The sequence below is a fragment of the Pantoea alhagi genome (assembly GCF_002101395.1).
Lineage (GTDB): Bacteria > Pseudomonadota > Gammaproteobacteria > Enterobacterales > Enterobacteriaceae > Mixta > Mixta alhagi.
Map to the genome: position 1 here is coordinate 4,190,832 of NZ_CP019706.1, position 14,322 is coordinate 4,205,153.

14 protein-coding genes and 3 tRNA genes are annotated in these 14,322 nt (G+C 49.5%); 5 read left to right on the forward strand and 12 right to left on the reverse strand.

Going from position 1 to position 14,322, the window contains the following annotated elements; genetic code table 11:
- Window position 1 precedes the first annotated feature (1 nt).
- A complete protein-coding gene (locus tag B1H58_RS19920) occupies window positions 2-433 on the reverse strand; it encodes a MarR family winged helix-turn-helix transcriptional regulator (protein ID WP_085072153.1) in 432 nt (143 codons plus the stop codon).
- A 543-nt stretch (window positions 434-976) separates the two neighbouring features.
- Here B1H58_RS19920 and B1H58_RS19925 point away from each other — a divergent pair.
- Both B1H58_RS19925 and B1H58_RS19930 read left to right on the forward strand, forming a co-directional pair.
- Complete coding sequence (locus tag B1H58_RS19925) at window positions 977-1,240, forward strand: biofilm/acid-resistance regulator YmgB/AriR (protein ID WP_085072154.1); 264 nt, start codon at window positions 977-979, stop codon at window positions 1,238-1,240.
- Between the two features lie 222 nt (window positions 1,241-1,462).
- Complete coding sequence (locus B1H58_RS19930) at window positions 1,463-2,965, forward strand: SulP family inorganic anion transporter (protein ID WP_085072155.1); 1,503 nt, start codon at window positions 1,463-1,465, stop codon at window positions 2,963-2,965.
- Window positions 2,966-2,986: 21 nt separating this feature from the next.
- Here the strand turns inward: B1H58_RS19930 and B1H58_RS19935 are convergent, their stop codons facing one another.
- The 8 genes from B1H58_RS19935 to uvrY form a co-directional block, all read right to left on the reverse strand.
- Window positions 2,987-3,712 (reverse strand): YoaK family protein, encoded by a 726-nt coding sequence (locus B1H58_RS19935; RefSeq protein ID WP_085072156.1) that lies wholly within the window; start codon window positions 3,710-3,712, stop codon window positions 2,987-2,989.
- Window positions 3,713-4,087: 375 nt separating this feature from the next.
- Window positions 4,088-4,174, reverse strand: a tRNA-Leu gene (locus B1H58_RS19940).
- Between the two features lie 11 nt (window positions 4,175-4,185).
- A tRNA-Cys gene (locus B1H58_RS19945) sits at window positions 4,186-4,259 on the reverse strand.
- Between the two features lie 354 nt (window positions 4,260-4,613).
- Entirely contained in the window at window positions 4,614-4,880 is a 267-nt protein-coding gene (locus B1H58_RS19950) for a hypothetical protein (RefSeq protein ID WP_085072157.1), read from the reverse strand.
- Window positions 4,881-5,411: 531 nt separating this feature from the next.
- Window positions 5,412-5,487, reverse strand: a tRNA-Gly gene (locus B1H58_RS19955).
- Between the two features lie 143 nt (window positions 5,488-5,630).
- Window positions 5,631-6,179: a CDP-diacylglycerol--glycerol-3-phosphate 3-phosphatidyltransferase gene (pgsA, locus tag B1H58_RS19960; RefSeq protein ID WP_085072158.1), complete on the reverse strand. Its 549-nt coding sequence runs from the start codon at window positions 6,177-6,179 to the stop codon at window positions 5,631-5,633.
- A gap of 71 nt (window positions 6,180-6,250) precedes the next feature.
- Window positions 6,251-8,083 (reverse strand): excinuclease ABC subunit UvrC, encoded by a 1,833-nt coding sequence (uvrC, locus tag B1H58_RS19965; RefSeq protein ID WP_085072159.1) that lies wholly within the window; start codon window positions 8,081-8,083, stop codon window positions 6,251-6,253.
- A complete protein-coding gene (gene uvrY, locus B1H58_RS19970; protein ID WP_085072160.1) occupies window positions 8,076-8,735 on the reverse strand; it encodes a UvrY/SirA/GacA family response regulator transcription factor in 660 nt (219 codons plus the stop codon). The genes uvrC and uvrY overlap by 8 nt, the downstream gene beginning before the upstream one ends.
- A gap of 477 nt (window positions 8,736-9,212) precedes the next feature.
- Between uvrY and B1H58_RS19975 the strand changes: the two genes are divergently transcribed.
- Together B1H58_RS19975 and B1H58_RS19980 are read left to right on the forward strand one after the other, a co-directional pair.
- Complete coding sequence (locus B1H58_RS19975; RefSeq protein ID WP_085072161.1) at window positions 9,213-9,437, forward strand: DUF2594 family protein; 225 nt, start codon at window positions 9,213-9,215, stop codon at window positions 9,435-9,437.
- Window positions 9,438-9,504: 67 nt separating this feature from the next.
- Complete coding sequence (locus B1H58_RS19980; protein WP_085072162.1) at window positions 9,505-9,840, forward strand: GlpM family protein; 336 nt, start codon at window positions 9,505-9,507, stop codon at window positions 9,838-9,840.
- On the opposite strand, the gene B1H58_RS19985 is transcribed toward B1H58_RS19980, so the two are convergent.
- The 3 genes from B1H58_RS19985 to B1H58_RS19995 form a co-directional block, all read right to left on the reverse strand.
- The gene (locus B1H58_RS19985; RefSeq protein ID WP_085072163.1) at window positions 9,837-10,451 is read right to left on the reverse strand and encodes an acyl-homoserine-lactone synthase; all 615 of its coding nucleotides are present in this window, start codon (window positions 10,449-10,451) and stop codon (window positions 9,837-9,839) included. The two genes, B1H58_RS19980 and B1H58_RS19985, sit on opposite strands and share 4 nt — an antisense overlap.
- Window positions 10,452-10,580: 129 nt before the next feature.
- Window positions 10,581-11,303, reverse strand: a complete 723-nt coding sequence (gene sdiA / locus B1H58_RS19990) for a transcriptional regulator SdiA (protein WP_085072164.1) — start codon at window positions 11,301-11,303, stop codon at window positions 10,581-10,583.
- Between the two features lie 615 nt (window positions 11,304-11,918).
- Window positions 11,919-12,617 (reverse strand): extensin-like domain-containing protein, encoded by a 699-nt coding sequence (locus B1H58_RS19995; RefSeq protein ID WP_085072165.1) that lies wholly within the window; start codon window positions 12,615-12,617, stop codon window positions 11,919-11,921.
- 295 nt (window positions 12,618-12,912) lie between these two features.
- Between B1H58_RS19995 and cycA the strand changes: the two genes are divergently transcribed.
- A complete protein-coding gene (cycA, locus tag B1H58_RS20000; protein WP_085072166.1) occupies window positions 12,913-14,313 on the forward strand; it encodes a D-serine/D-alanine/glycine transporter in 1,401 nt (466 codons plus the stop codon).
- The last annotated feature ends 9 nt before the right edge of the window (window positions 14,314-14,322 follow it).

The following is a 14,322-nucleotide window of genomic DNA, read 5'->3' on the forward strand; positions in this document are numbered from 1 at the left end:
GTCAGAGAGTTCCTGTCTTATCCAGCAGTTGCTGCAGTACGCGCTGGGCTATCGCTAACTCGTTGCGATCGATATCCGTTAACAGCTCGCCGCGTAAACGGTCTGCTTCTACTTTGACTTTTTCAAAAACCGCCCAGCCTTCGGCAGTGACAATAAGCAGACGCTTACGTCGATCTTCTTCTGGCTGCAGACGCTCTATCAGCCGTTGCGCCACCAGCCGGTCGATTAGCGGCACCATGCTGGCCTCTTCCAGCCCCAGCACCTGCGCCAGCGCTTTCTGCGTCATGGGTTCACTTTCGCTGGCCAGCGTGGCGATAGCCAGCCAGCTATTCATGCTGAGGCCGCTCTCTTTTAGTCGGCGGTCGATAGCCAGTCGCCAGGCGTGCGCCGTGAGCTGCAGCAGGCGAGGAAAGCGCTGAGAGGAATCCAAAATATAGACACCTAATGATTAGACTTCTATGTATGTAGCCATTGGTAAGTATAGGCGCTGGAGAAAGGGCTTGTGAAGAATCTTGCCGGCTTATTATGGTGCAAAAAATGGCATTTCCGGGAACGGCAAAAAACGCGCCTTCACTGCCTTCAGCCTGGTTTTAAAGTTACCTTTAGAATAAATGTTACAAGCGAAACGTTTTTATCGCGATTTTGTATAGCTTTTGTATAATTATTTTGCTTTTTAATTATTTGATTACTAAGGAATAGCACTTTTTGTTTAATCATTGTTTGTACAACTTTGCCTTTTTTGTATAGCTTTATCTTCGCTGAGCTAAATCATGCTCTGTAACGAATGATGCATTTGCGTCGCCTCTGAAGGTGTTTAACTCGGATTTCCACCTTCAGAGGTTTTTTTTCGCCTGAAGGATGTATTGCATTCTGCTCAAGACATCATTGGTTTTTGACCGTAAACATTAGAACCCGGTCATTTCTGACCGATCCCTTAAGCCTTGACGCGCTACCAGCCGCGTTAAAGAGGACGAACATGCAGACTACTACCTCGCAAACCGACAAGGATATTACCGACTATTTCAACCTGCAGGAGCAGGGAGCCGTTAACGAAGGCGAAGTTTTGGGTGCCGTCGTGGCTGAGATTCTGCAGGCAGGGCAGCCCGTAACCAATAAAGCGATTATCTCACGTCTTATCCAGCGTCTTGAGCTGGAGAGCGATGTGGTTATGTTGGATGTTTATCGTCATGTTCTGGAGCTGGTGGTTAACAAAACGGAAGACGATATTATCGGTTATTAACCTCTTTAGTTGGCTATATCGCCAGTTAAAGCGGCCAGAGTAGTGATGTCATTGCGTCTCAGGCCGGCGCTTTCCCGCAGAGGGAAACCCGGTCTGAAACTGGTATCAACAGACAATTACAGGTAACATGCGCCTCTTGTCCTGTATGGACAACTCAAACCTTTCAGATCCATGATGCACCCTGCTGCATCTGACATTAAGACAATAAGAGCCTGCATTATTATGACCACCTCTTCTGAGGCGAACGCTGAAAAGCATGCCGACAGCGAGCTAACCGTTGCCCGCGTGTTACGCTCGCCCAAATTACTCACGCGCGAATGCCTGGCTGGTGTAATTACCGCGCTGGCGTTGATCCCTGAAGTTATTTCATTTTCCGTGATTGCCGGGGTTGATCCTAAGGTCAGCCTGATTGCCTCGGTGGTGTTGGCGCTTACGCTGTCTCTGCTGGGCGGTCGTCCGGCGATGGTGACCGCCGCCGCCGGTTCGGTTGCGCTGGTCATTGGCCCAATGGTGCGTGCGCACGGCGTGGAATACATTATGCCCGCCGTGCTGATGGGCGGCGTAATACAGATCCTGTTCGGACTCGCCGGGCTGGCGCGAATGATGCGTTATATTCCCCGCTCGGTGATGCTGGGCTTTGTTAACGCGCTGGGCGTGCTCATATTCTTTGCTCAGGTACCGCACGTTTGGGGGCAGTCGCTGCCGGTGTGGCTGCTGTTTGCCCTGACGCTGATTATTGTGCTGTTGCTGCCGCGCGTATTAAAGAGTGTCCCTTCCCCTCTGGTCGCGATCGTGGTGATTACTGCCATTGCCGTTTACTGTGGGCTGCATGTGCCAAACGTTGGCGATGAAGGCCCGATGCAGGCTGGCCTGCCAGGCCTGAATCAGCTGGCCGTGCCGCTTAATCTGGCGACGCTGCAAATTGTCTGGCCGACGGCGCTGAGCATTGCGCTGGTAGGCATTATGGAATCCTTGTTGACGGCGAAACTGGTTGACGATCTTACCGATACGCCATCCAGCAAACGTCGTGAATGTTGGGGACTGGGTATCGGCAATATCCTTGCAGGCTTTTACGGCGGCATCGCCGGCTGCGCCATGATTGGCCAGACCATCGTTAATGTGGAATTAGGCAAGGCGCGTACACGTATCTCTACTGTTGCAGCCGCTCTGGTTCTGCTGCTGCTGGTAACCGGGCTCAGTGCGCTAATGGCGCAGATCCCAATGGTGGTGCTGGCGGGCATTATGATGATCGTCGCGCTGAAAACCATTAACTGGCACAGCCTGCAGCCCGCTACCCTGAAACGCATTCCCCTGTCGGAAACAGCGATCATGGTGCTGACGGTTGCCATGACCGTCTGGACCGGTAACCTGGCCATAGGCGTAGTTGGTGGCGTTGTTTTCGCTATTTTGCTGTTTGCTCGTCGCGTCGCGCACGTTATCCATGCGGAGCGGCAGCTCAGTGCCGACGGTGAATCGGTGCGCTATGTGGTGCGCGGCCCGCTGTTTTTTGGCAGCAGCAACGACCTGTTTGAGCATTTCGACTATGCGCACGATCCGCAGGATGTCACCATTGATTTAACGCATGCGCAGATTTGGGATGCCTCCAGCGTGGCGGCGCTTGATGCGATTGAAAACCGCTACCAGCGCTATGATGCGCGGGTAAAAATCGTTGGGCTGGATACGCGCAGCAGCGATTTTCATCGTCGTCTGAGCGGCACGCTATAACCCAAACGGCCTGTTACATTTTTATTCGCCCGCCGTAATCCGGCGGGCTTTAAAAAGATAGCCTAGCGCCAGCAGCGTTAAAAACATGCCAATCACCAGCAGAAAGCCGTTTCCCATCATTCTGTAGAGCCAAATCCCGCCTACGCCACCCACCAGAAAGGCCGTTATGGTTGAGCCATGCAGCATCAGCCGTTGCAGATAGACCGGGGTGTACTCCGTAGATTCCCGACGCCGCAAAATATCCAACAGCATAGCTAACTCTATGCCAATATCGGTTGCCGTTCCGGAAACATGAGTTGTACGCACACGTGCGTTGGAAATCCGCGTAACCACCGCATTTTGCAGCCCCATTAAAAAGCTAAGGCTGAGGATCATCAGGATGCCGCCCGCTACCTGCGGGAAAAAGATCTCTGTTACGCCCAACAGCAGCAACAGCATCCCCTCCAGCAGAATATTAATGACGTAAACGGCGCTAATGCTGTGGCGACGGCCATGATTAATCAGCAGAGTTGAGAAGGTGGAGCCGAGAATAAACAGACAAACAATTTCAAAAAAGAACAGCGCGATCGGCAGCTCAGCACGCGCCAGTCGCTCGGAGAGTGATGAGACATTACCGGTCATATTGGCAGAGAAAAAACCCACCGCCTCAAAGGCAGCAGTATTTAACGCGCCGGCAACCAGTGCAAGCGTTGCGGCTAGACGGCTGTCGGTAATAAAGGTTCTGGCCTCATCCTGACGAATTAACATAGTAAGTGGTGATATTGCGAAGTAAGTGAGGCGCTATTATGCGCTTTTTTGTCCGCATCCCTTTGTGGTTTATCAAAAACCGCTCTGCAGTTGCTGCTTTCTCCTGCCAGGTCATCAATGGCTCGGTGCCTGATGCAACTTCAGGGATTATAATAGTATGTTGTAACTAATAACTGGCGTGGCGTTGTTATCCTGCATCAGGATATGCAGCTCATGCACATGTCCGGACTGGCTGATTATTCGATAGCTGGCAGGCAGAATAAGGGAATCATGTCAGAGGTTGATATCAGGAAACCGAAGACAAAAACAAAAAAACCGCCCTTGGGCGGTTACGACATTACTACATATTGCTTTGATTTTATTCGGTATTATTTATGGTGCCCGGGGCGGGACTTGAACCCGCACAGCCATACAGCCGAGGGATTTTAAATCCCTTGTGTCTACCGATTTCACCACCCGGGCAGGGTGTAAAGTGGAGGCGCGTCCCGGAGTCGAACCGAGGTGGACGGATTTGCAATCCGCTGCATGGCCACTCTGCCAACGCGCCTTTATTCCGTTTGATCGTCCGAATTCGAACCATCTAATTCTTAACTGGAGCTGCATCTTTGCTCAAATGCTAACTCATTGATTCGAGAAGTTTTTTCGCGTTCCCTCATCAGATGGACGGCATTATGGACTAACTTCCCGCGGTTGGCAACCCCCCAAAGTTAAATTTTTTAAGAAGCTTTTCCATAAAACACAAGGCTGTATGAATCATCGACGCTTTCTGTTCTGTTTTCATCCTTCGCGATTAAAGCGTCACCAGCAGCCTGACATCCGTTAGCGGACCGCTATAAGTTATAGACCGGTTTTTGCCGTAGCGACAGTTCTGTGATGAATCCATGGATAGCCCTGGCGCAAGTTACCCGAGCGTGGCCCGCTTATCGATCTTAATACAGCGCAGATACATATTACAGGCAGTCAGAGAGTCTGTATGCCATCGCCAGTAGAGATGCAAAAAATGGCAGCCGCTTGCCGGCAGATAGCAGACGAAAAAGTAAAGGATAAACGGCAGGCTCCAGGCCAGCCAGGCCAATAGCGCATTAATGAACATTAGCCACAGTAGCGGTAAGGCAACAAAAACAGTTATCCGCACTGCCAGCGGTTTTGCCTGCAGCGCCGCAGTCATTTATATCAACATAATTGTTGCCTGCTACCATTGACAGCTCTATTAAATTTGTCATATACGTTATGTGAAATGCCACGATCGTTCGCGTTGTTGATATCAATGACCGTTACACCATTACAACTGAAGAGGTTATACTTCTGTTACTAGCCGCGTGCGTTACACTGGCTAAGGAAAGTAAAATAAATGCCGCCACAGAAGGATAATTGACGTACGCATGCCCTATTGCTCTATTTCTCATATTCTTTTCCCTGTTATAACTCTCATTGTTTTTCATGCTGAAAGAACTGGTGCATATAATGAAACAATAAATGTCCGCTGCCTTAATAAGAATAATGTTTAAACGATACTCTTTTGTGCTGGCAGAGATAAATCTTAAATCATATTAAAAAATGAGCGCTATTTTGCAGACGTACAAAGGGATCAGTCTCTGTCAGCCCAAAAGAAGAGAAGGCGTGTGGTTTTTGTAACGAAAAAAGGGCCTTACGGCCCTTTTCGGAGAATTGCAGAAAATGCTTTCTACAATTTAAAATCTGGAGCGGGAAACGAGACTCGAACTCGCGACCCCGACCTTGGCAAGGTCGTGCTCTACCAACTGAGCTATTCCCGCATTCATCAGCAACAAAGCACTGATTTTTCCTCTTCCGGCAAATTTATTACCGTCCGATGAGTTGCATTCTACTGCGCTGAACATCTGAGTCAACCCGATTATCTTTATGCGCCAGTTGTTTGCTGTTTTTTGCACCATATCGATCAGTGTTCAAACAGATCGCCGCGCGCCGCGCTTAAATATTGAAACATCGACCAGAAAGTCAGCACTGCAGCAATATAGAGCGCCACCACGCCGATCGCTGAAACCAGCTGATTGGGATGCCACAGCAGCGCAACCAATGCCAGCATCTGAGCCGTGGTTTTGACTTTACCGATCCAGGAAACGGCAACGCTGCTGCGCTTACCAATTTCCGCCATCCACTCGCGCAATGCAGAGATAATAATTTCGCGGGCAATCATGGTCGCCGCCGGCAAGGTGATCCACCAGGCGTGAAACTGTTCAGCCACCAGCACCAACGCCATCGCGACCATCACCTTATCCGCTACCGGATCGAGAAAGGCGCCGAAGCGGGTCGATTGCTTCCAGCGACGGGCCAGAAAACCATCAAACCAGTCAGTAATCGCTGCTATCACAAAAATGATAGCGCAAACCATCGGCCCCCAATGAAATGGCAGATAGAATGCCAGCACAAAAAAAGGGATCAGCACAATACGAAACAGGGTGAGCCACGTCGGTATATTCAATTGCATAAGGTACGCTAACTGTCTGGCATGAGTAGGGTTTACCCGTATGTTGCTACATTGCCACAAGGGATTCAATGTTAGTGTTTTAACGAGTAAAAAATTTTCTCCGCCAGGGCGTGAGAAATGCCAGGCACTTTGGCGATTTCTTCAACCGAGGCGTTCATCAATGGCTGTAGGCCGCCCATATATTTTAACAGCTGCTGACGTCGTTTGGGCCCAACGCCTTCGATACTTTCCAGCGAGCTGGTATTTTTGACCTTTGCCCGCTTATTGCGATGTCCGGTTATCGCATGATTATGGGAATCATCGCGAATATGCTGAATAACATGCAGCGCCGGTGAGTCAGGCGGTAAGGAGAATCCCTCGCCTTCAGGCTCCAGAAATAGCGTTTCCAGTCCGGCCTTACGATCGCTGCCTTTGGCCACGCCCAGTAACAGAGGATGATGTTTATCCCAGCTTACTTCCAGCTCGGAAAAAACCTGCTTCGCCTGCCCCAGTTGCCCTTTGCCGCCGTCAATCAGGATCACGTCCGGCACCTTTTCCGGCTCCAGCTCTTTACCGTAACGACGACGCAACACCTGATTCATCGCCGCATAGTCATCTCCCGGCGTGATGCCGCTGATATTATAGCGGCGATATTCAGCACGCACCGGCCCGTTACTGTCGAAAACCACGCAGGAGGCGACCGTTTGCTCGCCCATGGTATGGCTGATATCAAAGCATTCCATACGGTTGATACGCGGTAATTTAAGCACCCCGGCTAACGCCGCCAGCCGCTGATGGATCGTTGATTGCTGGGTGAGTTTAGTGACCAGCGCTGTTGCGGCGTTGGTACGCGCCAGTTTCAGATAGCGAGCACGATCGCCACGCGGCTTACTCTGAATATGAATACGGCGTCCCGCCAGCTCACTAAGAGAATCCGCCAGCAGCTCGCGTTCCGGCAGATTAAAATCCAGCAGGATTTCACCCGGTAATGTACGCGACTCGCTGCCCTGCAGATAGAACTGACCCACAAAGGTTTGCACCACTTCCGCCAGCTCGGTCCCGCCGGGAATTTTTGGGAAATAGCTGCGGCTGCCCAATACCTTGCCCTGACGAATAAAAAGCACATGCAGACAAGCCATACCGGCATCGTAAGAGACGCCAATGACATCAAGGTCATCGCCCTGATTAGAGACAAACTGTTTTTCGGTAACCCGCCGCACCGCCTGGATCTGATCGCGCAGGCGGGCAGCTTCTTCAAAGCGCAACGCCTGGCTGGCCTGTTCCATACGGCTGACCAGCATGTTCAGCACCTGATCATCTTTACCGGCGAGAAACAGCCGCACATACTCGGTTTGCTGAGCATATTCCTCTTCACTGACCAGGCCTGCGACGCAAGGCCCCAGACAACGCCCAATCTGATATTGCAGACAGGGTCGCGTGCGGTTGCGATAAACGCTGTTTTCACACTGCCGCACCGGGAATATTTTTTGCAGCAGCGCCAGGGTTTCACGCACCGCATAGCCATTGGGGAATGGACCGAAATATTCGCCCTTTGCATGTTTAGCGCCGCGATGGATAGCCAGCCGGGGATGAGGATCGCCGCTTAAAAAGATATAGGGATAAGACTTATCGTCACGTAGCAGCACGTTGTAGCGCGGCTGATAAAGCTTGATGTAGTTATGTTCAAGCAGCAGCGCTTCCGTTTCAGTGTGGGTGACGGTGACATCAATATGATCGATATTGGCCACTAACGCTTCGGTTTTACGGCTGGCAAGATTGCTGCGAAAATAGCTGCTGAGGCGCTTTTTCAGATCTTTTGCTTTACCGACGTAAATAACCGTACCGCCACTGTCATACATCCGGTAGACGCCCGGCTGGCTGGTGACGGTTTTCAGAAAGGATTTTGCATCAAAAACTTCACTCACTACTGATCAACGACTCCGCATTAAACAGGCCATGTCGGATGGCCAGATGCGTCAACTCTACGTCGCCATTAATATTCAGTTTACTAAACATACGATAGCGGTAGCTGTTAACGGTTTTCGGGCTCAGATTAAGCTGTTCAGAAATATCTGTGACTTTCTGCCCTTTGGTAATCATCAGCATAATCTGCAATTCCCGTTCCGACAAACAGCTGAAAGGAGATTCTCCCTTTTCCGGTTCAATCTGGCTCAGCGCCATCTGCTGCGCTATATCAGAGGCGATATAACGTTGGCCTGAATGAACCGAACGAATCGCACTGATGACCTCCTGCGGCGCGGCTCCTTTACTGAGGTAGCCGGAAGCGCCCGCCTGCATCACTTTCGCCGGCAGCGGATTTTCCGTATGGATAGTCAGCATAATAATTTTAACATCGGGGTTAAATCGTACGATCTTGCGCGTCGCCTCCAGGCCGCCGATGCCCGGCATGTTCATATCCATCAGGATCACATCAACCTGGTTGGTCCGACACCACTTAACAGCATCCTCACCGCAGCATGCCTCGCCGGTTACCTGAATACCTTTGATATCTTCCAGTATGCGACGGATCCCTGCGCGTACCAGTTCGTGGTCATCCACAAGAAGAATGCTGATCAAAAGAGGATTTCTCCGGAATGGTGATGTTTATGGGCGACACTTTAATTAACCGGCTTAATGTTACTCTCTTTCGTGACAGGTTTGAACATAATTCAGCGTTTTTTGGGCGGTTAATTGCTCGCTCTGCCCACCGTTATTCTACCCGTAGCGCAACTATTTCTCTCTACCGATAATAAAGCGTTAAATCCGTTAAAAAATAGGCAGAAAATCATCTAAATTTTTAAATTCCTTTACATACAACAAGTTAAATTAAATCCGCCGGGCACTATCGCGTGACGGAATAAGACTCCTTTGACCGTTTTTATCCAGGTTAAATAGCGCAGTTTTTTTATTTACCTCTTCGTTCAGAAGGGCATTTTATTGTTTACCCTGCATGCTCAACTGAGAAAACAGTCTCATAATTTATGTTATACTTTCCTGCTATCGCTGATTTGAGCAGTAGTTCAAATGTTTGTACCATTTTATCAAGGAGAAGCTATGGGTTATAACGATTTTAACACCTCGCATGAAGCAGAGAAGTTGGCGAATGAAGTTGCCTGCCTGAAGGCGATGGTCACGATGATGCTGAAAGGCATGGGCCAGGCCGATGCAGGTAAGGTGATTATCAATATGGAACGGCTTATTGCACAGTTAGACGATCCTAAGCAGGCTGAAACTTTCGCTGATACCATTGGCCAAATCAAAGCTGGATACCGTCGCTAAAAACTTCAAACCCATTGATTTGATGCTGTTATTCACGCATGTTATGGATTTTGCCGTGGAGTGAACAATGGGTTTGCTGTTAAAAGCGTTGATTGGCGCACTGGTGGTGGTCGCGATCGGCATACTGGCCAAGAGTAAAAATTACTATATTGCAGGCTTGTTGCCTCTGTTCCCTACCTTTGCGCTGATCGCCCATTATCTGGTGGCAACCGATAAGGGTGTGAGCGCGTTACGTACCACGCTTATTTTTGGCATGTGGGCCATTCTGCCCTACTTGTTTTATCTACTCTCATTATGGTTTTTCATCGGTGCAATGCGACTGCCTGTTGCGTTGGCCAGCGCCGTGCTGTGCTGGGTGCTGGCCGCATGGTTACTGATTACTCTATGGACACGTTGGCATTAGCGTCCCGATTGCCAGTTTATGGAAACGCCCAACGAAGGCAAAACCTCTTCCGGGCTAAAACGACGTGCGCCACGATACTTTTCCGCCAAATCGGGCTGCTTAACCGGAATCTTAACCGCAAAAAGGTTATCTTCAGATTGAATCAAGCCCGGCGTAAGCGGTTCGAATCCCACTTTATGCTGTTCAAACATCTGCTCCAGCATCGGCGTAGCGGCACTGACGAGATAATCGATGCCTGCCAGCTCTGCCAATTGAACAGCATGCCAGAGAATGGTTAGCGGTAATTCAGCATCCACATCCAGTCTGGCTGAGAAACGCGACATTTCCCATATTGCTTCTTTACGATCGAACGGGACGCTGATGCCTTCAACGTTACCCGGTTCCTGCCACTGCATCAAACGCGCGCAGCCGCAAATTCCCATACGCGCGTGCCAGGCGATAAGCCAGCTGACATCAGAACGGTCAAAGCGATCATACTCCTGCCCCGGCGTGCTGAGCCGGGAAGGTATCGACCATCCTTCACCGCGTGCAAATACGCTATAGCGATAACTGCCCAATTCCGCCAATAACGAGGATGGCATATCCTTTAGCTGGGTTTGGATAATCTTCATCATATTCCCCTGTCGCACTCCCTCGTTTAAGCCGTATTCATACGGCGCTAGCCCAGCTGAAACCCAGGCCGAAGGGTAGACAACTGGTTAACCTTATGAAACTACTAAATTTAGTAGTTGCGCTAGCGCTCACAATAAACCCATTGCTGCTGCATAGCTGGCTACCTGGGTTTTATTCGGTGCATTGAATCGTTTCTGCAAATTTTTTTGATGAAAATTTACCGTATGGGGCGAGATAGCCAGAATCAGTGAAATTTCTACAGCCGTTTTGCCCTCCGCTGTCCATTTTAATATTTCCAGTTCACGCTGGCTTAAGGTTATATCTAAAATGCGCATTGAAACATCGTCTAAACGCTGTAAAGTTTGTAATGACAGATCCAAAAGATACTGTAGTCTTAATTGTTGTTCCGGCTGTAATGTCAACATATTCAGCGCCTTTTTAGAAGACGCAGATAATATACCGAGCGCTCGATTAAGCGCCATAAGCGAACAGGAAACGCCTGAAGTCAGCCCATGGGCTTTTGCCTCTTGCCAGAATAATTTCGTGCATTCTGATAGGGCATCTTGCCACAGTATAAATTTTCCCGGCAGTTGGCAAAGATCAAGAATAGGATCGATTGCATAATAATTTTCATTTTCGTATTGCTTTACCCAACTCTTTGGATAGGTAGTAAAAAGAAACGTTTTAGGGCGCGTAAAGGGAACAGGATGGCGGATAAGTAAAGCAAAATGCTCCAATCCCAACGCTTTAACCTGCTGCTGTAATATATCCGTTAGCTCATCAGTGTTATTCAGTAAAAAAAACAGTGCCTCGACCTCCTTGCGCCAGGCGAAGTAATCATCGAACGTCATTAAAGCCTCACCGGTACGCGAAGGCTACTCGCGCCATGGTTTAAGTCAAACTGCCACCGATGTAACAAAAAATTAAATGCTCTCGAAAAATTATTTTAATTATATTGGCTTAAGCGGTTGCGGATAAGATCGCGCTGCATTTATGATACGTTAAGAAAATGTGATATAATTGCTTAAGTTACACGCTTTGAACCCTTATAATTTAGTAAAGTTATATTTATCAATCTTGCGCAAGCGCAATACTTTGTGCATAAAGACAAGAATAAGATTTTTCTTAAAACTATTCAATCCCCTTGCAATTTAAGCTACGTTGATATGAAAAATCGTGCTGAAACGGCAATTCTTTTCATAAGAAAAAAGCGACAATAATATTCTTTTGAAACAGTGTCATAGCAAAACTCATAACCCAGGCTGATTGTTAACACCGTAATTATTTTAAAATCTCTGCTTTTACTTAAGCTCTTCTTAATTCATCACTAATAATCTTTTATAAAAAATTGCCTGATCTCTATTAAATGCCGCTAACCTTTTTCGTAAGGCTTTATACCATTAGATACCATAGAAAAAGCGTTAAATAGTCCGTTTTTCAAATAATTCTTTATAGACAGCAGCCAGTTAGCGACAAAGCATGTAGCCCCGCATTCCTAAATGGAAATGACTGGCATGCGCCGCGTTATAATTTGGCCCCAGCGCGTTGCCAAACCAGGTGCAGCTACTGTCGAACCAGCGATGCAGAAGCGCCGACGCTTCGCCCGTTCTGTGCCAGTCTCTTCCCACGCTGATTCGCGTACCGTTTGCCAGGCGAAACGCCGTTATATCCCATGCATCAGCGGTCGCATGTTCACTCAACCTGCCCTGCGCGCGGTGATAAATATTGCGGCAGGCGTAGCTTCCTACATGCTCAATACGTTCCAACGGCGATTTCAGTGGGCTTGTTAGCGCTATTTGATTTGCCTGAATCACAAACATTGTACTGCTTACCGCCAGCGGACAGCTGGCCAAAAAACTGCTGCTCAGCGTTATCCTGGCAAACCGCTGTATCCGAATCGGCTTTTCCAGCGGGCAGGCTCCCTTCATCGCAGGAGGCTGAGTAAAGCTGATAAATCCCGCCTCACGGGCACGCTGCAACACCGACAGACAGGCCGCAGGATCATTGCGCAGGCGCTGAAGCTTATAGCGCGTAATCGGCCCTGGCGCATCGGTGACCTCCAGCGGCCTGAAGGGATCCCAGTGCGATGGCAGATGGCGCTGTAGCCAGGGCATGCCTGCCAGCGCGGCCAGAATAATAATCAGCACTATCGCCATGGTTTTCACCCGCCCTTCCCCCGATTAGCCGCTACGCTTGCCTGTTAATTGTAGCCTGTGGCCCGGTTTTTACCGGGAAAGTTACGCATTCTGTGGTTTTTTGCAGCAGCACTGCATAAAAGTTGCACCTTTTCGCGGTTTGTAAATAAATGATGCCAACTTCGGGCCTCTAATTCTGCAGGATTGGCAAAAACCATTAGCTGATAATCGGTTAATTACACTATCTTATGCCAACTTACCTGCCGGTAAGCCTGATAAATATCGGCCAGCAGAGCCGCACGACATCACAGACAGGAACCACTTCATGACAGATCAAACCAAAGATACGCTGCAAAACGCAGAAAGCCCGGATAAGCTCCGGCGTAGTCTTCATAACCGTCATATTCAGCTGATTGCTATTGGCGGTGCCATCGGAACCGGCCTGTTTATGGGGTCTGGTAAAACCATCAGTCTGGCGGGACCGTCGATCATTTTTGTCTATATGATCATCGGTTTTATGCTGTTCTTTGTGATGCGCGCGATGGGCGAGCTATTGCTTTCCAATCTTGAATATAAATCTTTCAGTGATTTCGCCGCTGACCTGCTTGGCCCGTGGGCCGGTTATTTTACCGGATGGACCTACTGGTTCTGCTGGGTGGTTACCGGCATAGCCGACGTGGTCGCCATCAGTTCCTATTTCCAGCTCTGGTTCCCTGATTTCTCCATCTGGATGAGCGCCCTGCTTTGTGTTGTGGCCTTTCTGGCGCTTAACATTGTTACGGTTAAGCTGTTTGGTGAGCTGGAGTTCTGGTTTGCCATTATCAAAATCGTGGCTATCGTTGCGTTGATTGTTACCGGCATTGTTCTGGTGGCGATGCATTATCCTTCTCCGGGCGGCGGTACGGCTTCGCTGTCAAATATCTGGAATGAAGGCGGTATGTTCCCGAAAGGATTAAGCGGCTTCTTTGCCGGTTTCCAGATTGCCGTGTTTGCTTTTGTTGGCATTGAACTGGTGGGCACCGCCGCAGCTGAAACGCACGACCCGCATAAGGTATTGCCGCGTGCAATTAATGCCATTCCGATTCGCGTTATTATGTTTTATGTGCTGGCGCTGATGGTGATTATGGCGGTAACGCCCTGGACGCACGTAGTAGCCGACCGCAGTCCGTTTGTAGAAATGTTTATGCTGATTGGCCTGCCGGCGGCGGCCAGCATCGTGAACTTTGTGGTATTAACCTCTGCCGCCTCCTCGGCTAACAGTGGCATTTTCTCCACCAGCCGGATGCTCTACGGTCTGGCGGAACAGGGTGTAGCGCATCGCGCCTTTGGCCGTCTCTCAGCACGCGCGGTACCAACTGCCGGTCTGCTTTTCTCCTGCCTCTGTCTGCTAATTGGCGTGGCGCTGATTTACCTGATCCCGAATGTCATGACCGTGTTTACCATGGTCACTACCGTTTCGGCCATTCTTTTTATGTTTGTCTGGAGCATCATCCTCTGCTCTTACCTCGCCTATCGTAAAAAATATCCGCAGCGTCATCAGCAGTCGCGCTTTAAAATGCCGCTGGGCACGCTGATGTGCTGGGTATGTATGGCTTTCTTCGTGTTTGTCATTGTTCTGCTGACGCTACAGGAAGATACGCGCCAGGCGCTGATGGTTACGCCGCTGTGGTTTATTCTGCTGGGCATCGGCTGGTGGCTGCGTAGCCGTAAGGCAGCGGTGCGTTAACAGCGGCCT